This window comes from Mycobacterium sp. (assembly GCF_039583785.1).
In the GTDB taxonomy this organism is placed as follows: Bacteria; Actinomycetota; Actinomycetes; order Mycobacteriales; family Mycobacteriaceae; genus Mycobacterium.
The window spans coordinates 39,073-57,472 of record NZ_JAVKSG010000016.1; the positions used below are offsets into that span (position 1 = coordinate 39,073).

General features: G+C 66.2%; 16 protein-coding genes and 3 pseudogenes. 7 read left to right on the top strand and 12 right to left on the bottom strand.

The genetic code is table 11. The features are described from left to right. Positions 1-22: 22 nt before the first annotated feature. Positions 23-976 carry a diacylglycerol kinase gene (locus ABDV69_RS08070; protein ID WP_343573141.1) on the top strand — a complete coding sequence of 318 codons (954 nt, stop codon included), beginning with the start codon at positions 23-25 and terminating at the stop codon, positions 974-976. Here the strand turns inward: ABDV69_RS08070 and ABDV69_RS08075 are convergent. Together ABDV69_RS08075 and ABDV69_RS08080 are read right to left on the bottom strand one after the other, a co-directional pair. Then, positions 957-1,469 carry a DUF3145 domain-containing protein gene (locus ABDV69_RS08075; RefSeq protein ID WP_343573117.1) on the bottom strand — a complete coding sequence of 171 codons (513 nt, stop codon included), beginning with the start codon at positions 1,467-1,469 and terminating at the stop codon, positions 957-959. The two genes, ABDV69_RS08070 and ABDV69_RS08075, sit on opposite strands and share 20 nt — an antisense overlap. A 125-nt stretch (positions 1,470-1,594) precedes the next feature. Then, entirely contained in the window at positions 1,595-2,419 is an 825-nt protein-coding gene (locus ABDV69_RS08080) for a serine hydrolase domain-containing protein (protein WP_343573119.1), read from the bottom strand. 113 nt (positions 2,420-2,532) lie between these two features. Here ABDV69_RS08080 and ABDV69_RS08085 point away from each other — a divergent pair, with 113 nt between their 5' ends. Continuing rightward, on the top strand, positions 2,533-3,618 hold the full coding sequence (locus tag ABDV69_RS08085) for an S-(hydroxymethyl)mycothiol dehydrogenase (protein ID WP_343573120.1): 1,086 nt from the start codon (positions 2,533-2,535) through the stop codon (positions 3,616-3,618). Next, complete coding sequence (locus tag ABDV69_RS08090; protein ID WP_343573122.1) at positions 3,619-4,242, top strand: MBL fold metallo-hydrolase; 624 nt, start codon at positions 3,619-3,621, stop codon at positions 4,240-4,242. 151 nt (positions 4,243-4,393) lie between these two features. Here ABDV69_RS08090 and ABDV69_RS08095 read toward each other — a convergent pair whose 3' ends face one another. Together ABDV69_RS08095 and ABDV69_RS08100 are read right to left on the bottom strand one after the other, a co-directional pair. Beyond that, on the bottom strand, positions 4,394-5,938 hold the full coding sequence (locus ABDV69_RS08095) for an Hsp70 family protein (protein ID WP_343573124.1): 1,545 nt from the start codon (positions 5,936-5,938) through the stop codon (positions 4,394-4,396). A 68-nt stretch (positions 5,939-6,006) separates the two neighbouring features. After that, positions 6,007-7,080, bottom strand: a complete 1,074-nt coding sequence (locus tag ABDV69_RS08100; RefSeq protein ID WP_343573126.1) for a dihydrodipicolinate reductase — start codon at positions 7,078-7,080, stop codon at positions 6,007-6,009. Between the two features lie 422 nt (positions 7,081-7,502). Between ABDV69_RS08100 and ABDV69_RS08105 the strand changes: the two genes are divergently transcribed. After that, the gene (locus tag ABDV69_RS08105; RefSeq protein WP_343573128.1) at positions 7,503-8,786 is read left to right on the top strand and encodes a cytochrome P450; all 1,284 of its coding nucleotides are present in this window, start codon (positions 7,503-7,505) and stop codon (positions 8,784-8,786) included. A gap of 94 nt (positions 8,787-8,880) precedes the next feature. Here the strand turns inward: ABDV69_RS08105 and ABDV69_RS08110 are convergent, their stop codons facing one another. Further along, entirely contained in the window at positions 8,881-9,567 is a 687-nt protein-coding gene (locus tag ABDV69_RS08110) for a sensor domain-containing protein (protein ID WP_343573129.1), read from the bottom strand. A gap of 288 nt (positions 9,568-9,855) precedes the next feature. Here ABDV69_RS08110 and ABDV69_RS08115 point away from each other — a divergent pair, with 288 nt between their 5' ends. Further along, entirely contained in the window at positions 9,856-11,001 is a 1,146-nt protein-coding gene (locus ABDV69_RS08115; protein ID WP_343573131.1) for a glycosyltransferase, read from the top strand. A gap of 3 nt (positions 11,002-11,004) precedes the next feature. Here the strand turns inward: ABDV69_RS08115 and ABDV69_RS08120 are convergent, their stop codons facing one another. After that, positions 11,005-11,406: a hypothetical protein gene (locus tag ABDV69_RS08120; protein WP_343573132.1), complete on the bottom strand. Its 402-nt coding sequence runs from the start codon at positions 11,404-11,406 to the stop codon at positions 11,005-11,007. Positions 11,407-11,489: 83 nt separating this feature from the next. Then, positions 11,490-12,251: an SDR family oxidoreductase gene (locus ABDV69_RS08125; protein WP_343573143.1), complete on the bottom strand. Its 762-nt coding sequence runs from the start codon at positions 12,249-12,251 to the stop codon at positions 11,490-11,492. A gap of 212 nt (positions 12,252-12,463) precedes the next feature. Here ABDV69_RS08125 and ABDV69_RS08130 point away from each other — a divergent pair, with 212 nt between their 5' ends. Then, complete coding sequence (locus tag ABDV69_RS08130) at positions 12,464-13,435, top strand: aldo/keto reductase (protein WP_343573133.1); 972 nt, start codon at positions 12,464-12,466, stop codon at positions 13,433-13,435. Here ABDV69_RS08130 and ABDV69_RS08135 read toward each other — a convergent pair. The 3 genes and pseudogenes from ABDV69_RS08135 to ABDV69_RS08145 form a co-directional block, all read right to left on the bottom strand. Next, complete coding sequence (locus ABDV69_RS08135; RefSeq protein WP_343573135.1) at positions 13,432-14,286, bottom strand: transglutaminase family protein; 855 nt, start codon at positions 14,284-14,286, stop codon at positions 13,432-13,434. The genes ABDV69_RS08130 and ABDV69_RS08135 overlap by 4 nt on opposite strands. A gap of 165 nt (positions 14,287-14,451) precedes the next feature. Beyond that, a complete protein-coding gene (locus tag ABDV69_RS08140) occupies positions 14,452-16,629 on the bottom strand; it encodes a glutamine synthetase III (protein ID WP_343573136.1) in 2,178 nt (725 codons plus the stop codon). Between the two features lie 147 nt (positions 16,630-16,776). Further along, positions 16,777-16,902: pseudogene (locus tag ABDV69_RS08145) on the bottom strand (dihydrodipicolinate reductase); the annotation flags it as partial. An 89-nt stretch (positions 16,903-16,991) separates the two neighbouring features. Between ABDV69_RS08145 and ABDV69_RS08150 the strand changes: the two are divergent. Beyond that, a pseudogene (locus ABDV69_RS08150) lies at positions 16,992-17,336 on the top strand (TetR/AcrR family transcriptional regulator); the annotation flags it as partial. On the opposite strand, the pseudogene ABDV69_RS08155 reads toward ABDV69_RS08150, so the two are convergent. Together ABDV69_RS08155 and ABDV69_RS08160 are read right to left on the bottom strand one after the other, a co-directional pair. Further along, positions 17,329-17,481 (bottom strand): annotated as a pseudogene (locus ABDV69_RS08155) (3-alpha-hydroxysteroid dehydrogenase); the annotation flags it as partial. The pseudogenes ABDV69_RS08150 and ABDV69_RS08155 sit on opposite strands and share 8 nt — an antisense overlap. Positions 17,482-17,611: 130 nt before the next feature. After that, positions 17,612-18,400: PE-PPE domain-containing protein (locus ABDV69_RS08160; RefSeq protein WP_343573138.1), on the bottom strand; the 789-nt coding region annotated here is incomplete at its 5' end.

Consider the following 18,400-nt stretch of genomic DNA (forward strand, 5'->3'; position numbering starts at 1 on the left):
CGACGATAGCCAGAACAGTGCGATCCCCGGCGGGCAGGAGGAGCGGCGCCATCAGCCCCGCCAGATTGGCCGAGTGACCGTACTGACCAATCCGGCGTCGGGACATGGCAACGCGCCACGTGCCGCCGAGAAGGCGGTCACGCGACTTCAACAGCGCGGCATCGACGTGGTCGCGATCGTCGGCAGCGACGCCGAACACGCCCGCCGCCTGCTGCACACCGCGGTCGGCAGCGGCACCGACGCCCTGGTTGTCGTCGGCGGCGACGGGGTGATCGCCGACGCGCTGCAAGCCCTCGCCGAAACGGACATCCCGCTGGGCATCGTCCCGGCCGGCACCGGCAACGACCATGCCCGCGAATTTGGTTTGCCGACAAAAGATCCCGTCGCTGCCGCCGACATCATCGCCGACGGCTGGACGCAGACCATCGACCTGGGCCGGATTCGCGACCGCGGCGGCGCCACCAAATGGTTCGGCACCGTCGCCGCCGCGGGATTCGACTCGCTGGTCACCGACCGGGCCAACCGGATGCGATGGCCGCGCGGCCGGATGCGCTACAACCTGGCCATGCTCGCCGAACTCTCCCAGTTGCGGCTGTTGCCCTTCCGGTTGGTGCTCGATGGCCGCGACGAGGTCGTCACCGACCTCACGCTCGCGGCCTTCGGCAACACCCGCAGCTACGGCGGCGGAATGCTGGTGTGCCCCAACGCCGATCCAACCGACGGACTCCTCGACATCACCATGGTGCACTCCGCATCGCGGACCCGGCTGATCCGCCTCTTCCCCACCGTCTACAAAGGCACCCACGTCGACCTCGACGAGGTGACCACCGCACGAGTCAACTCGGTCGACGTGGAGTCACCGGGTATCAACGCCTACGCCGACGGCGATTTCGCCTGTGCGTTACCCGCTCAGATCTCCGCGGTGCCAGGCGCACTGCACGTCCTGCGGCGGCCGATTAACCAACCCCGCGGTTGAGCCAGGACACCTCGGCGCCCTCGCCACCGTCACGGTAAGCCTCCAGCGCCTCGTCCCACGCCGTACCCAGTGCCGAATCCAGCTCGGCGGCCAGCGCGTCGGCGCCGGCGGCCATCATCGAGCGTAACCGCATCTCGCCGATCATCACGTCGCCGTTGGCGCTCATCGGTCCGTTCCACAGGCCCAACTGCGGGGTGTGGCAGAACCGGTGCCCGTCGACGCCGGCGCTGGGGTCCTCGGTGACCTCGAACCGCAGCACCGACCAGGAGCGCAGGGCGTCGGCCAGCCGGGCGCCGGTGCCCACCGGACCGACCCAATTGGTGACAGCACGCAATTGTCCGGGCATCGCCGGTTGCGGGGTCCACTTGAGGTTGGCCTTGGATGCCAGAGTCGACGACAACGCCCACTCGACATGCGGGCATACCGCGGCGGGCGAGGCATGGACGTAGACCACACCTGTCGTCACATCGGCGAACTGGTTCGACGCGCGCATCTGATGCTCCTTCGGCTCCACGAGAGACGTCTTCCCCAACGACCTGGTAGATCCGACAAGCAGCAGATGATGTAACGATTTGTGTGCCTTGCGTGTCTATTGTGCCTTGTGAGGCCAATGTTGCGCTAGTCCGAGTTGAATTCCCTCAGGACACTGTCAGAAAGGGCCGGCCACAGCGGCAGCGCCCAGTCGCCGAAATCCCGGTCGGTGAGCACTACGAAGGCGAGTTTCGCGACCGGATCTGCCCAGATCATCGTGCCTGACTGGCCGAAATGGCCGAAGCTGCCCGGCGAGTTGTGCGTCCCCGTCCAGTGCGGCGTCTTGGAGTCCCGGATCTCGAAGCCCAGCCCCCAATCGTTGGGTCGCTGCACCCCATAGCCAGGCAGGACGCCATCGAGACCGGGAAATTGCACGCTGGTCGCGTCGGCGTGCATGTCGGGTGACACCGTTGCGGGCGACAGCAGATCCGCGGCGAACGCGGCCAGGTCTGCGACGGTTGAGGTCGCCCCGTAACCGGCGACCTGCGCCCCGCCGTCGAGGCGAGTGGCGGTCATGCCCAGCGGTTCCAGCACGGCTTCGGTGAGGTACCGGCTGAACTCGATGCCGGATGCCTCTTGCACCGTCTCGGCCAAGACCGCGAAGCCGTAGTTCGAATACACCCGGCGAGTGCCGGGCCTGGCGAACGTCTTGCCGTCGAGCATCGCCAAACCCGAGGCGTGGGAGAGCAGATGGCGCACGGTCGATCCGGGCGGACCGGCCGGGGTGTCGAGTTCCACGGCACCCTCTTCGACGGCGACCTGTGCGGCCCGCGCCACCAGAGGCTTGGTCACCGACGCCAGCACAAACTGCCGCCCGGTGTCGCCGTGGGTGGCCAGCACACCCTCCCGCCCGACCACTGCGGCGGCCACATTGGGCACCGGCCAGTCGTCGAGTCCGTGCAGTGCAGTCATCGCGCAGAAGACTACCGACAACGATGCAGAGCGCGTAGCGCGATGGGAAGGAGTCGGCCAATCGAGTCAGCCCCACCGAGCGCTACGCCCAAGCGCTAGCTAAGTTGAAGCCCATGAGCCAGACAGTGCGCGGCGTGATTTCACGGAAAAAGGGCGACCCCGTCGAGGTGGTCGACATCGTCATCCCCGATCCCGGCCCGGGCGAGGTCGTCGTCGACATCACCGCGTGCGGGGTGTGCCACACCGACCTGACCTACCGCGAGGGCGGCATCAACGATGACTTCCCCTTTTTACTCGGCCATGAGGCCGCGGGCACCGTCGAAGCAATCGGCGACGGCGTAACCGCGGTCGCGCCAGGCGATTTCGTGGTGCTGAACTGGCGCGCAGTCTGCGGTCAGTGCCGGGCCTGCAAGCGCGGACGCCCGCAGCTGTGCTTCGACACCTTCAACGCCGCGCAGAAGATGACGCTGTCCGACGGCACCGAACTCACCCCCGCGCTGGGCATCGGGGCCTTCGCCGACAAGACGTTGGTGCACCAGGGCCAGGCCACCTTGGTCAACCCCGACGCCGACCCGGCGGTCGCGGGTCTGCTGGGCTGCGGGGTGATGGCCGGCCTGGGTGCGGCGATCAACACCGGCGCGATCACCCGGGACGACACCGTCGCGGTGATCGGCTGCGGCGGGGTCGGTGACGCGGCGATCGCCGGCGCGGCCCTGGTCGGCGCTCGCCGGATCATCGCGATCGACACCGACACCACCAAGCTGGAGTGGGCCCGCGGCTTTGGCGCCACCCACACCGTCAACGCCCGCGAGTTCGATGTGGTCGAGACCGTCCAGGACCTCACCGACGGCTTCGGCGCCGACGTGGTCATCGACGCCGTGGGCCGGCCAGAAACTTGGAAGCAGGCCTTCTACGCCCGCGACCTCGCGGGAACCGTTGTGCTGGTGGGTGTTCCGACACCGGACATGCAACTCGACATGCCGCTGATCGACTTCTTCTCGCACGGCGGGGCGCTGAAGTCGTCCTGGTACGGCGACTGCCTGCCCGAGCGCGACTTCCCCACCCTGATCGACCTGTACCTGCAGGGCAGGTTGCCGTTGGAGAAATTCGTCTCCGAACGCATCGACCTGGGCGGCGTCGAGGAGGCGTTCCACAAGATGCACGGCGGCCAGGTGCTGCGCTCGGTGGTGATCCTGTAGATGGCCACCATCGAACGCATCGTCACCCACGGCACCTTCGAACTCGACGGCGGCAGTTGGGACGTCGACAACAACATCTGGCTGGTCGGCGACGACACCGACGTCGTGGTGTTCGACGCCGCGCACACCGCGGCACCGATCATCGACGCCGTCAACGGGCGCAACGTGGTCGCGGTGGTCTGCACGCACGGCCACAACGACCATGTGACCGTCGCCCCCGAACTCGGCGACACGCTCGACGCACCGGTGCTGCTGCACGCGGGCGACGACATGCTGTGGCGGATGACCCACCCCGACAGGAACTTCCGCGCCGTCTCCGACGACGAGAAAATCACCGTCGCCGGACTCGAACTGCACGCGCTGCACACTCCCGGGCACTCCCCTGGATCGGTGTGCTGGTATGCCCCCGAGTTGGGCGCGGTGTTCAGCGGCGACACCCTGTTCTGCGGCGGACCGGGGGCCACCGGTCGGTCGTTCTCGGACTTCCCGACGATTCTGCAGTCGATTTCGGGCCGGCTCGGCAGCCTGCCCGCCGACACCGTGGTCTACACCGGCCACGGCGACACCACCCGTATCGGCGAGGAAATGGTCCATTACGACGAATGGGCCGCCCGGGGGCATTAACGGGCCACTGACCGCCATCGAGCGCTCTGCGCTTTTCGACCTGGGACTCCGTGTCGGTCAGCGCTCCGCAATCCCACAGTGCCACAAGGCTTTTCAGGCGCTCGATCTTGACTCCCCGGTCAGGATGACGACAGGCTGGTAAAGACGCGGGCTAGCTCCCGCTCTGCCCAGGGAACAGCCGATCCCCGGACGGCTGCGGGGATCGTGGCCGCCCCGGCCGGTCCGTGCTGGTGGGCACCTCGGTAATCGTCGTCGTGGTCGGAGCTGCGGTTTTTGTTGTTGCTGTTGCTGTTTCGCTGGACGAGGACGGGTTCGTCGTCGGTTGCCGGCTTGCAGTGGTTTCGGCCGATCTGGACACCGACGGTGGGGACGTCGTACGCTCGCTGGCCGACGGTGCGTTGCCGGATGTGTGACGCAGCGTGATCAGGACTCCGACACCGATCGCAAGCAGGGCCAGCGCCGTGCCGACCGCCACCACCGGGGGACGGCGATACCAGGCGTCGCCGGTCTCGCCGACTACGTCCGGTTCGTCGGCTACCTCCGACCAGGCCAGCGCCGGCGCGACCGCGGGTTCGGCCGGCAGCTCGGACGTGTTCGTCGCGTCGCTCACCGATCCGAGTGCCGTCAGTGCAGCCGCGGTGTCGCCGTCACCCGGCCCACGCGCGGCGCGCAACGCCGCACCCACTGCAGCGGTCAGATGCGGCCGCGGCGCGGTAATGACGAGTGCGCCCGACTGCTCCGACAGAGTCCTGGTCACGAACGGGATGCTTGCGCCGCCGCCTACCGACGCGACCGCCGCCAAGTCGCCGAGGCGAACTCCGTTGCGCTGCAATACGTCGTGGAAGAAGCCGATGAAAGTGTCCAGCGGCTGTCGGATCGCGTCGTCGAGATCGCTTCGCGTCAGCTGAATTTTGCCGCGATAGCCCGGTACCTCGGCGGTCAGCTCGGTCTCGTTCGCTGACGAAAGCTTTTCCTTGGCGTAGCGGCACGCGGCACGTAATTGACTCAGCGACCCGATCGCCGACGTCGCCGACGTGTCGAACGACCCGTCGGCGCAGAGATTCCCGAGGACGTGGTTCAGCAGCGCCTGGTCGATCCGGCTACCGGAGAACTCCGGGTGCCGTACGGGTTGCGTGATGGACGGATAACCGTTCGCAGCGTCGACCAGGCTGAGGGTGGCGCCGGACCCGCCGAAGTCGCACACTGCGACGATCCCGCTGCCCGGCACACCAGGGTTGGCCCGTAACGCCGACAGCGCCGCCGCCGAGTCCGGCAGCAGGACCAGTCGACCGTGCGACCATTCCGACACCCGTCCCAGTGCCGCCCGTACCGAGTTCACTGCCGCCGAGTTCCAGTGCGCGGGATGGGTGACGGCGACCGCCTCGGGCAATGCACCGCCCTCGGTGACGGTGTACGCCAATGCCCGAAGGGCGTCGGCTACCAGCGTCTCGCTGCGATGCGTGGTGTTGTCGGCGGCCGCGATGCCGCCCGGATCCCCGACCCGGCCCACGAAATCGGTGATCACCAGTCCGGGCTCGTTGAGCTCCGGATTCTCCGACGGCACGCCGACCTCGGGCGGGCGCTGCCGATACAACGTCAGCACCGGCTTACGGGTCGCCGCTCGATCGGCGGTGACCGCGGCCAGGTTGGTCGCCCCGATTGAAAGGCCTAACGCCGACCGTTCGCCGTCAGCCATGTCGTCTCATCGCGCGCATCAGGCAACAATTTATCGGCTGCCCCGGTTCGGCCCGACGGCCACGCCAGCTAGCGGATCGTGCCGACGCCGGCGATCAGCGGCAAGTCCAGGGCGGTGACCCACCCCGGTGGCAGGTCGTTGACGGCCGGAACCGCGTTCAGTGCGCGCAGTCCGGTGGCCAGGCAGCCCGCGGCGGCCGCATCACGTCCGGATCCGTCGGTGAACCGGAATGCGGTCTCTTGCGAGATACTCGGCGTGCCTTCGATATCGACGCGATAGACGTCGTCCCTGGTGCCGGCCGGCCAGCCCGGTGCGGCGTCCAGCCCGATGCGGTTGACATGCTCGAGCGCAATCCTGTTCTGGCCCTTGTAAACACCGTTGATGGTGAAACGAACTGCGGCGACGTGTCCGGCCGGGATGACGCCCTTGGCGGTCTTGCGTTCGTTGGGGGTGATCCATTTGTCCCATGTGGTGGTGATCTCGTCGAGGATGATGCCGGCGGCATGGGCGATCATCGGGACGGTGCCGCCCCAGGCGAAGATCAGCACCTCCTGATTTTCCAGCATCGGCCGGAATTCGGGCTCGCGCCCGATGCCCATCTCGATTTCGTAGTCGCCCTCGTAGTTGGTGTAGTCCAGTAACTCGGAGGCGCGAACCGTGCGCACCTCCGAACACAGGCCCATCAGCGTCATCGGGAACAGGTCGTTGGCGAATCCGGGGTCGATGCCGGTGGTGAAGCAGGACGACTCACCGAGCTGGCACGCCTCGGTGATGGGCTGGATCCAGTTCGGCGGGTTCAGATGCATGGTCGGCCATACCCACGGCGTCATCGCCGTCGAGCAGACGTCGATGCCGGCGCGCAGAAAGCGCGTCATCAGCGCGATGTTCGCCTCAGCGTGCGCGGCGGTCGGCCCGTAATGCACCAACGCATCGGGCTGCAGCGCGATCAGCGCCTCGACATCGTCGGTGGCGGTCACGCCGATGGGCCCCGAGAGCCCGCAGATTTCGCCGACGTCGTGGCCGACTTTCGCCGGCTTACTGACGCCGACGCCGACAAGCTCGAACTCCGGATGTTTGACGATTTCGGCGATCACCATCTTGCCGACAAAGCCGGTACCCCACACCACGATCCGTTTAGCCATGCGCCACCTTTCGATCGAGGAACCCCAGATCACCCTAGGCGCGGCTGCGGCCGCCCTTCGTCCGAAATCGGAAACCCGTCATCCGTTCGATCAGTCGGCAGCGCAGCATCGGCGTCCGCCATAGCGGGCCCGCCCGGAAGCCGAAAACCGTCCCACGCGGCTGGCCGACAGGACACGATGTATGACCATGACCAGCAAGTCGATCTTCGTCGCGGCTCTGAGGACAACCGGACCGGCGCCCGCGCAGGCGATGCTCTACCCGACATCGCCCGGAGCGGCGCGAGGGTGCAATTGCCGACGCATTTCTCGAGTGGCGCCGTCGGTAGTCGCACTTTCACGGCAACGGATGGCTAATACAGTCGGATCGACCGCGGGCGTTTAGGCTCGCGCCTACTGCCCGCTCAACGACGAGGACGGCCGACATGAGCCTTGCGACCCGAGTGAACGGCACCGCGCCGCCTGACATCGCGCTCGACGACATCGATCTCGGGGATTGGAAGTTCTGGGGCCTCGACGACGATCAGCGTGACGGCGCATTCGCCACGCTTCGGCGCGAGGCACCGATCTCGTTCTGGGCCGAACCGGTCCAGGAAGGCTTCCAGCAGGGCGACGGACATTGGGCGCTGACCGGACTGGACGACGTCCACTTCGCCAGCCGTCACCCCGACATCTTCAGCTCCAGTCCCAACATCACGATCAACGACCAGACGCCGGAAGTGTCGGAGTACTTCGGCTCGATGATCGTGCTCGATGACCCGCGGCACCAACGGCTGCGGTCGATCGTCAGCCGAGCGTTCACCCCGAAAGTGGTGGCCCGCATCGAGACATCCGTGCGCGAGCGGGCCCGCCGGCTGGTCGCCGACATGGTCGCCAACCATCCCGACGGCAACGGCGAGGCTGTCGCCGAGCTGGCCGGCCCGCTGCCACTGCAAGTCATCTGCGACATGATGGGCATCCCCGAGGAGGACCATCAGCAGATATTCCATTGGACCAACGTCATTCTCGGCTTCGGCGACCCCGATCTGACGACCGACTTCGACGAGTTCCTGAAGGTGTCGATGGACATCGGCGGCTACGCCAACGCGCTGGCCGAGGACCGCCGCGTGAACCACCACGACGACCTGACCACCAGCCTGGTGGGCGCCGAGGTCGACGGCGAGCGACTCACGTCGGCCGAGGTGGCGTCGTTCTTCATCCTGCTCGCCGTCGCCGGCAACGAGACGACGCGCAACGCGATCAGCCACGGACTGCTCGCGCTGACCCGCTACCCCGAGCAACGCCAGACGTGGTGGTCTGACTTCGACGCGCTGTCCCACACGGCCGTCGAAGAGGTCGTGCGATGGGCCTCGCCGGTGGTCTACATGCGACGCACGCTCACCCGCGATTTCCAGATGCACGGGACGAAGATGGCCGCCGGCGACAAGGCCACACTGTGGTATTGCTCGGCCAACCGCGATGAGTCGAAGTTCGCCGACCCGTGGAAGTTCGACGTGACCCGCGACCCGAATCCGCATGTCGGCTTCGGCGGCGGCGGCGCGCACTTCTGCCTGGGCGCGAACCTGGCCCGCCGCGAAATCCGGGTGATGTTCCAGGAGTTGCACCGCGAAATACCCGACATCGTCGCGACCGCTGAGCCGTCGCGGTTGCTGTCACCGTTCATCCACGGCATCAAGACGCTGCCGATCTCGTGGACGCCGCCGCGCTGATACCGGCTCGTTTCGCCGGCGCAAGCTGCGCTCGACGCGCTGCCGCTGGTTGCCGCCGCTGCTGGGGCCCTCGGGTCCGGACTAACCGGATCTCTTACCGCAAAGCAACTTTCGCGACGATCTGATTGGCGATATCGACGGCGGAGCTCGCCGGGTTGGCGCTGCAGGTGTTGACGTCGACAACGACGTTGTTTTTGACGGCCAGCGCGCGACCGCAAGCCCACCCTCCGGCTTGCGCTTCCTGCTGCGTCGAAATCGTGCTCAGGTCGTCATTGTCGTCCGATATCGGCCCGACGTCCCATTGCGTCCGGGACTGAGTGTGGATGTAGTGATGGCATTGCGGCCAGCGCAGCGCCGAGGCGACGAGGAAAACGTGGGCCTGCTTGACCGTCGGGAACAGCACCACCGCCTGCTCAGCGTAATGGGTGAAATTGTCTCCGTCGTTGAGTTCCTGATCGCGGACGCCGGTGAAGCCACTGTCGGCGTAGACCCGGGCCTGCGCCGAACCGTCGATGGCCAGGCACTCCGCCGGCTTCATCGTGGCACTGTCGTCGGACATCGCGTCGTGCTTGCGGACCACCGCCATTCCGGTCGCGCCGATCAGCGGGTTGATTTGGGCCGGGGTCAACAACAACGACTCCAGCTCACGTTCGACCACCGGACGCGGGATCAGTGAGGTGATGGTCGTCGTCGACGGATGGCTGGTCTGACTGCCGTCGCCACACCCTGCGACGAGAATCCCTACACCGGCCACGACAGATGTGGCCGCGAAATGGCGCATCTCCTCTTTCCCATCCCGTCGTCGTCCCGACCGGTCGCGGTGTGACACCTTCTGCGTTGCCGGTCAGAAGCCGGACGGTTAATTCTAACGGGTGTCGCGGACGACCATCGCAGGGTAGCGTACCGATATCTGAGTCGTGAGCGAGCACGAACTGCCGCAGCGATGTTTGCGGGATACGGTTGTGACGCCGCCCGCATCGATGCGCGATCTGCGGTGTTCACGCCAAGTTCAGCGAAAAGTCAGTGCCAGATCGTTGACTGCACACGAGCGCCGGTTGTGCTGGAGAGTATGCGCGTCGTTCAAGTCGCCAACTTCTACGGGCCTCGTTCCGGCGGCCTTCGCACAGCCGTCGATCGGTTGGGCGCGGAGTACTGCGCAGCGGGCCACGAGGTGTTCCTGATCGTCCCGGGGCGTCACGGCGAGCACGCGCACCTTTCGACCGGCGTCGACCGAATCACCCTGCCCGCCAAGCTGATTCCGTTCACCGGCGGATATCGAGCCGTCCTGCCCGGGCCGGTGCGCACCTTGCTGACGTCGTTACAACCCGACACCCTCGAAGTGTCCGACCGGCTCACGCTGCGCTCGCTGGGCCGCTGGGGTCGCGACCACGGCGCGACCACCGTGATGATCTCCCACGAGCGTCTCGATCGCCTTGCCGGCCAGGTACTTCCGCGCGGCACCGCACGCCGGTTCGCCGACTTCGCCAACCGGCGTACCGCCGCCGACTACGACACCGTGGTCTGCACGACCGGCTTTGCGCGCGAAGAATTCGACCGCATCGGCGCGACCAACACCGTCACCATTCCGCTCGGCGTGGACCTGGAGACTTTCCACCCGTCGCGCCGCTGCCTGCAGGCGCGTCAGCGGTGGGCGAAACCCGGCCAGATCCTGCTGGTGCACTGCGGCCGGCTGTCGGTGGAGAAACGGGCCGACCGCAGCATCGACGCGGTGGCCGCGCTGTGCGACGCCGGCGTCGAGGTCCGACTGATCGTCGTGGGCGACGGACCGCTGCGCGCGAAATTGCAGCGCCAGGCCGCCCGACTGCCCATCGACTTCACCGGGTTCATCTCCGATCGACACCGCGTCGCCGAACTACTGGCCACCGCCGATGTCGCGCTCGCGCCCGGACCGCACGAAACCTTCGGGTTGGCCGCGCTGGAGTCATTGGCCTGCGGCACACCGGCGGTGGTGTCGCGCACATCGGCGCTGGGCGAGATCATCACGGCCGACAGCGGTGCGCTGGCCGACAACCACCCGCAGGCCATCGCCGAGGCGGTCACAGGCGTCGTCAGCCGCCCCGAAGAGCAGCGCCGCGCCTGCGCCCGGCAGCGCGCCGAGATGTTCAGCTGGCAACGGGCCGCGGTCGGCATGCTGGGCACGCTCGGGGCCGCCGCGCTGGACGACGGCCCCGGCTACACTCAGCACACCGCTTAGCCGCTAACCGGTGTTGGCCGGACCGACCTGACCGGTCAGCGGGTTGACCTGGACGGTCATCGGGCCGCCGGGCCCGTGCTTGCCCTGGGCCGCCGCCGCACGCTGCTGCGCCGCGGCGAGCGCATTGATGACCGGGTTGTTCTTGGCCATTTCGCGGCGGTCTTCTTCGGACAACTCGTAGAAAGACCACAGCCCCCACGCGGCGGGCCGGACGTAGATCGTCACCTTCTGGTGCCGGCGCTTGTTCGCCGACAGCACTGCCGGAACAGCAACGACCCGGTCCAAGGTGGCGGAACTGACCAGCTCCTGGGCGATCTTGTCGACGTCCACCCCGTCCTGGAGTTCGTAGACCATCGACTGCTGGGGTGTGTGGTGTGGGCCTTGGAGGGCCATGAACCACGCCATCCGCGTCTCCTTCGCTCGTGAGTGTCAGCGCAACTGTAGAGGACGCGCAATAGCGGCATCGCCGATCGGCATTGCGGCTTCGGCTAATTGGTGTCCGGGAAGGCGACCTGAGCCGCCGGCGCACCCCGCGCCACCACCACCGGCATCGACGTCGAGGAGTTGGTCGCCAGGATGGTCTGCACCACTTCGATGAGATCTTCGACCGGCATCAACTTGCCGGGCATGCAGCCACCGGACACCCACAGCGGATAGGCCTGCATCGCCAAGTCACTGTCCCAACCGGCGTTCATCCCGGTTGCCGCGTCTCCCTCGCCGCCGGCGCACTCCCCGACGATGAGAGAGGTGAAGCCGACGTCGGGATGCTCGGCCCGCCAGGCTTCGACGAGGCGCTCCAACGCGGCCTTGCTGACGCCGTATGCGCCGAGGCCGGGCCACGGCGGCCCGAAACTGCCGGCGTCGGAGGAAAGGTAGACCGCCTTACCCGCGGACGCTGTCAGGTGCGGGATCGCCGCCGCCGTCGCCAGCGACGCGCCGATGACATTGGTGTCGAAGATGCGTCGCCACGTGTCGGCGCCGGTATCGACCATCCGCACCAGCGGGCTGATCGCGGGCGTGTAGATCAGGTTGTCGATGCCGCCCATCGACTCGGCCGCCTGGTCGAACGCCGACCGGCACGACTGCTCGTCGGTGACATCGCATTCGACGGCGATTGCGCCCGGGCCGGCTTCCTCGGCCGCGGCCTCGATCCGCGCGCGTCGCCGCGCCAGCAGCGCGGTCTGCCCACCCCGCTGCGCGAGACCGACACCGATACAACGCCCGAGCCCGCTGGAGGCTCCGACGACCACTGTCCGTGACATTTTTGCCCTCTCTTGTAACGCCCCCCGGTGCAGGCTCAGCGTAATCGCAGCCGCTCCGCGCTGCCATACTCGTGCCCACCCCAGGAATCCCCACCCCAGAACACGACGACGTGGTCCGGAGCGCAAGGTCAGCGAAGTGCTCGAGAGTTATGGCCCGGCCACCCGAGCACACCGCCGCCGCGGTCAGTACCGTGAGCTAGATGAAGTATCTGAACGTCGACGGTATCGGCAGTGTCAGCCGGATCGGGCTGGGCACCTGGCAGTTCGGATCCCGCGAATGGGGCTATGGCGACAGTTATGCCGCCGGTCCCGCCCGCGACATCGTTCGTCGCGCACGCGCGTTGGGCGTCACCTTCTTCGACACCGCCGAGGTGTACGGGCTCGGGAAAAGCGAGCGGATCCTCGGCGATGCGCTCGGCGACGAGCGCGATCAGGTTGCGGTCGCCAGCAAGATCTTTCCGGTCGCGCCGTTTCCCGCGGTGGTCAAACATCGCGAGCGCGCCAGTGCGCGCCGACTAGGGTTGGAGCGCATTCCGCTGTATCAAATCCACCAGCCCAATCCAGTGGTCCCCGACTCGGTGATCATGCCCGGCATGCGCGACCTGTTGGACAGCGGCGCGATCGGGGCGGCCGGCGTCTCGAATTACTCGCTGTCGCGGTGGAAGCAGGCCGACGCCGCGCTCGGCCGACCGGTGATCAGCAACCAGGTGCATTTCTCGCTCGCGCATCCGCAAGCGCTCGAGGGTTTGGTGCCGTTCGCCGAGCAGCAGAACCGCGTGGTGATCGCCTACAGCCCGCTGGCCCAGGGACTGCTCGGCGGCAAGTACGGGGTGGACAACCGGCCCGGCGGTGTACGCGCGATCAACTCACTATTCGGCACCGAGAATCTGCGACGCATCGAACCACTGTTGCAGACGCTGCGCGACGTCGCCAAGGACGTCGACGCCAAGCCGGCGCAGGTCGCGCTGGCCTGGCTGATCAACCTGCCCGGAGTGGTCGCCATCCCTGGGGCATCCAGCGTCGAGCAGCTCGAATTCAACGTCGCCGCAGCCGATATCGAGCTCAGCGCCGAATCCCACGCGACGTTGACCGACGCGGCCCGCAACTTCCGGCCGGTGTCCATCAAGCGATTCCTCGCCGACTCGCTCCGCGAGCGGCTACACCTGGGTTAGGCCAAGCTGACCAGGTGGTCGATCGAGTCGAACGGCAACTCACCGTCGACGTAAGCGGTTACGGTCATGCCGGTCAACGTGATTGACCCGGCGTGGTTATCCAGGAAAGCAGTGTCGGCGGCATCGCGTCCTGTCGCGATGCGCACCATCGATTGCCGCGGAGCCAGGCACGTCGCATCGACCACCCGCCACTCACCCTCGACGAGCGCTTCGGCTACCGCATGAAAGTCCATCGGGTCGCAGCCTGGCGCGTAGACCGCCACCAGTCGAGCAGGTACATTCACCGCACGCAGCAACGCGACCACCAGGTGGGCGTAGTCACGGCACACTCCGGCACCCGCCAGCAGCGTGTCGGCGGCGCCGTCGATCGGATCACTCGATCCTGGAACGTAGTACAGTCGCGCCCCAACCCACGCGGCAACATTCTCCAGGAGTGTCGCCGAGTCTGAGCAATGCCCGAACTCGGTGGCCGCGAAACCGAAAAACTTGTCGGCCTCGGCGTAACGGCTCGGCCGTAGGTAGGTGATCACGTCGATATCGCGGACCGGTGCGGGTTTGGCGTGACCGGAAACTGTTGCCTGATAGGACAGGCTGACCACGCCCTCGCCGACCTCGATCGAATGGATCCGGGTGTCGTGCTGTCCGATGATCTCGCGGGGCTGAAGTAGCTTGCCGTTGACCGTAATTGCCAACTCTTCCCGAATATCGAGGCCGGGTAGCCGAGCGACGGCAACCTGAAACTCCAACCTGCTCGGAGCGGCGACCTCGACGTCGATCTGCGCGCCGACCTCGCGATTGGCCAGAGTCGTCGCCGTCGCTCCGCTACCGTCATCGTCCTGCCAGGAGGGCATGATTGGCACCGCCCTTTCGTTGTCGCAACAACTGCGCGCCGAGACAAGGGGCCGCCGTCGACCGGTGTCCCGCGAAACACTGCGCAATACGCCATCGGCTGCGGACTCAACCAGGGCCACAAACCTCTGGGCCAGCCTACAGGTGCGTCGCGTCCAATCGGCGCGTCAGAGGATGTACAGCATCTCCTGATAAGTGGGCAGTGGCCACAGATCGTCGGCCACAACGGCTTCCAGCGCGTCGGCGGCCGTCCGGATCGCCGTCATCGCGGGCAGCAACTCTTCCTGCGCGTATTTGGCCTCGTCGAATGCCGATTCCGCCGAGTGGCCCGCCAACGCCGACTTCAGCGTCGCCAGCCCGGCCTCGAGGTCGGCGATCGGCGCCGAAACCGCCTCAAGCACAGCGGTGCTCGCCGCGATACCGGCGGCCTTCAACGCGGCAACGTTCTGCGCGAGCTCAGTCTGGTAGCGCAGTGCGGCGGGCAGGATGACCGTCGTCCCGAGCTCCACCGATAGCTTCGCCTCCACCGCAACGGTCAGCGCGTACTGCTCTAGCTGGACCTCGTAGCGGCTATGTAGCTCACGCTCATTGAACACCGAGTACTTCTCGAAGAGTTCGACCGCTTCTGGCGTGATCAGCTCCCCGACGGCGTCCAGCGTGGTTTTCAGGTTCGGCAGGCCTCGTTCGGCCGCCTCGATCTGCCACTTCTCCGAGTAGCCGTCGCCGTTGTACACCACATCGCCGTGTTCGGTGATGACCTCGGTGAGCAGTGTCTGCACTGCATGATCAAAATCCTCGCCATCGCCGACGGCCTTCTCCAGCTTCGTGGCCAAGTAGTCCAGCGAGTCCGCCATGATCGTGTTGATGATGATCAACGGCACCGCAACCGTCTGCCCGGAGCCAGGCGCCCGGAACTCGAACCGGTTACCGGTGAACGCGAACGGGCTGGTGCGGTTGCGGTCACCCGGATCAGTCGGCAGCGCGGGCAGCGTGTCGACACCAATGATCATGGTGCCCTTGCCCTTTGAGGATGTGGCTGCGCCCTTGGCGATCTGCTCGAAGACGTCGGCGAGCTGTTCGCCGAGGAAGATCGAGATGATCGCCGGTGGCGCCTCGTTGGCGCCCAGGCGGTGGTCGTTGGTGGCCGAGGCGACCGAGACCCGAAGCAGTCCGGCGAACTTGTGCACGGCGCGGATCACCGCGGCGCAGAACACCAGGAACTGCGCGTTCTCGTGCGGGGTGTCACCGGGGACCAGCAGCGAGCCCAGCTCGGAGTTGCCCAGGGAGAAGTTGACGTGCTTGCCGGAGCCGTTGACGCCGGCGAACGGCTTCTCGTGGAACAAGCATTCCATGCCGTGCTTTTTGGCCAGCGTCTTGAAGATCGTCATCGTCAGCTGCTGGTGGTCGGAAGCAATGTTGGCCCGCTCGAACATCGGCGCCAACTCGAACTGGCCGGGGGCGACCTCGTTATGCCGGGTCTTGGCGGGAATACCGAGTTTGAACAGTTCGCGTTCGGTGTCCATCATGAAGCCGAGGACACGCTCGGGCACTGCACCGAAGTAGTGGTCGTCGAACTCCTGGCCCTTGGGCGGCTTGGCGCCGAACAAGGTGCGCCCGGCGTTGATGAGGTCGGGTCGCGCCAGGAAAAAATGCCGATCGACCAGGAAGTACTCCTGCTCGGGACCGCAGAATGAGACGACGTGGTTGAGATCCTTGTGACCGAACAGCTTCAGAACGCGCTCGGCGTGCACGCCCATAGCCTGCTGGCTGCGCAGCAGCGGCGTCTTGTAGTCCAGCGCCTCACCGGTCATCGAGACGAAGACCGTCGGGATGCACAGCGTGTTGCCGTTCGGGTTTTCCAGGATGTAGGCCGGGCTGGTGGCGTCCCAGCCGGTGTAGCCGCGGGCCTCGAAGGTGCTCCGCAGACCGCCCGACGGGAAGCTGGAGGCATCAGGTTCGCCCTGGATGAGCGTCTTGCCGGCAAACTCAGCAAGCGTGGTCCCGTCGCCGACCGGATCCAGGAAGCTGTCGTGTTTCTCGGCGGTCAGACCGGTCATCGGGTAAAACACGTGCGCGTAATGGGTGGCGCCCTTCTCCAGGGCCCAGTCCTTCATGGCCACCGCGACCGCGTCGGCGACCGCGGGGTCGAGCTTGGTGCCTTTGTCGATGGTCGCGACGATGGATTTGTAGATCGCCTTGGGCAGCCGGGACTGCATTTCGGCCTTGGTGAAAACGTTCGACCCGAAGATCTCCCCCGGCTCCTCGCCCGGATCGAAACTGATCGCGGGAGGCACATACGCCTCGACGTTGGTGATTGCCTGGAGGCGCACAGCATTGCCGCTCAATGGAGTCCCTATCGCCAGATTGATCCGCTTGGTGTGCGGCTGACGTTAAGGGCGATCGGTTCCGGGAATGTTACGTCGCTGTCACGCTCTCCCGTTGTGGCGTTAACATTCCACACTGACCGAGCCCGCTCGCGCCACCAGCGGGAGCTATCGCTTGAAGCGGCCGGCGAATCCGCGCAGCGGCAGGTCAGCGCTGGTCATCAGTCCCGGAGGAGCCGCGACCACGCCGGCGATCGCGGCCAGCGCGGGCATACCCGTGACCGTCATGCCGATGGGGTCTTGATAGGGGATGCAGACGTTGCGACCCTGCTGGCTCCATGGCTCCACGCCATCCATGGAACGGACACTGCAGAACTTCGCCGATCATCGACACCCTGTATCACGAGCTCGCGTCCCAGGATTCGCGGGCGATCGAGAACTTGCGCGCAGCGCTTCCCCGCAAGCCCGACGAGTTGGAGCGGCTGTTTCCGCGGACCGCGGCCGAGCTGTTCTCGTGGGGCAAGAGCTGGCAGGAAACGTGCCAGCGCGCGTTCGCGGGGCTAGGAGTCAATCCGCAACGCGTCCGTGCGGTGGCGGCCCTGATCCCCGGCGCGATGCGCGGCCTGGTGTCCGAACGTCAGCTCGGCTCGTACGCCGACCTCGACGAAGCCCGCCAAGGGCTAACCAATGCGCTGGCAACCTATTTGCAGCAGTCGCGATCTACGTGACCCACTCGGGCTGCTGATCGGTGTCGACCGCGGAGAAGTCCTTGTGCCCAAGACCAGCCGTGCAGCCGCCGTCGACGACGAACTCCGAACCGGTCGAGTAGCTGGACTCGTCGCTGGCCAGGTAGAACACCACCTTGGCGCCCTCCTCGACGAGAACCTTCACATGCGAGGCGCCCATGCCTCGGGCCCCACCGCTGACGATCGCCACCTTGCCCGCCAACCGAGCTGCCATCGCTGCCTCCTGAGTCATCGGCAGCTTAGCCTCGGCGACGTCGTCAGAACAGGACGCTGTCGGCGATCTGGAGTTGGGTCAGGAGCGCTTCGAGGCTGTTGACCATGGAGTCCTGGATGGTGAAGTATTCGGTCGCATAGGGACCCGCGCCGTCGATGACGGGTTGGCCTGCGGTGGCGATTTCCTGGGGTGTCAGGCCGAGATATTCCAGGTGGTCGGAGAACAGGCCCGCATTGTTGAGGCCATCGTGGTAAATCGCCCAGCCATCGCCCGACAGGCTGTAGACCTCGGTGGGGAAGAGGCCGGTGGGTGTGACCTGCCCCAGCACCTCGTCTGCGCCGAAATCCTTGAACAGGTCGACAATGTAGGGCTGCCACGACGTTGGGAATTCGTCGAGGAACGTGTTCAAAAAACCGCCCTCGGCGGACGCGCTGTCGCCAACCATGACAAAGTTCAGGTCTTCGGGTTTGATGCCGTAGTCCGCCAGTTGCTGTTCTGCCATGCCCATGACGACAGAGCTTTGCGAGTATCCGAAGACATACAGCGGATTGGTCTCGCTGAAATCACCCGCGGTGTATTCGCTCTCGATCTTGTCGACCAGATCATTCACGCCATAGTTGACCGCGGTGTTCAGGCCACCGCCCGAAACCACCTCGGGAATGTTCAGTGTCTGGACGTTTCCGTAATCCGGGGTGACCTCGAAGCCCGCCGTTTTGAGGTACAGATCCGCGGCCGCGTCCGCAAATGCCGGATTGTCGACCGGGATGATCACCAGCGCCTCGTCGACCAACCTGTAGTCGAAATGCGCGACGCTATCGTGCGAGACAAGCAA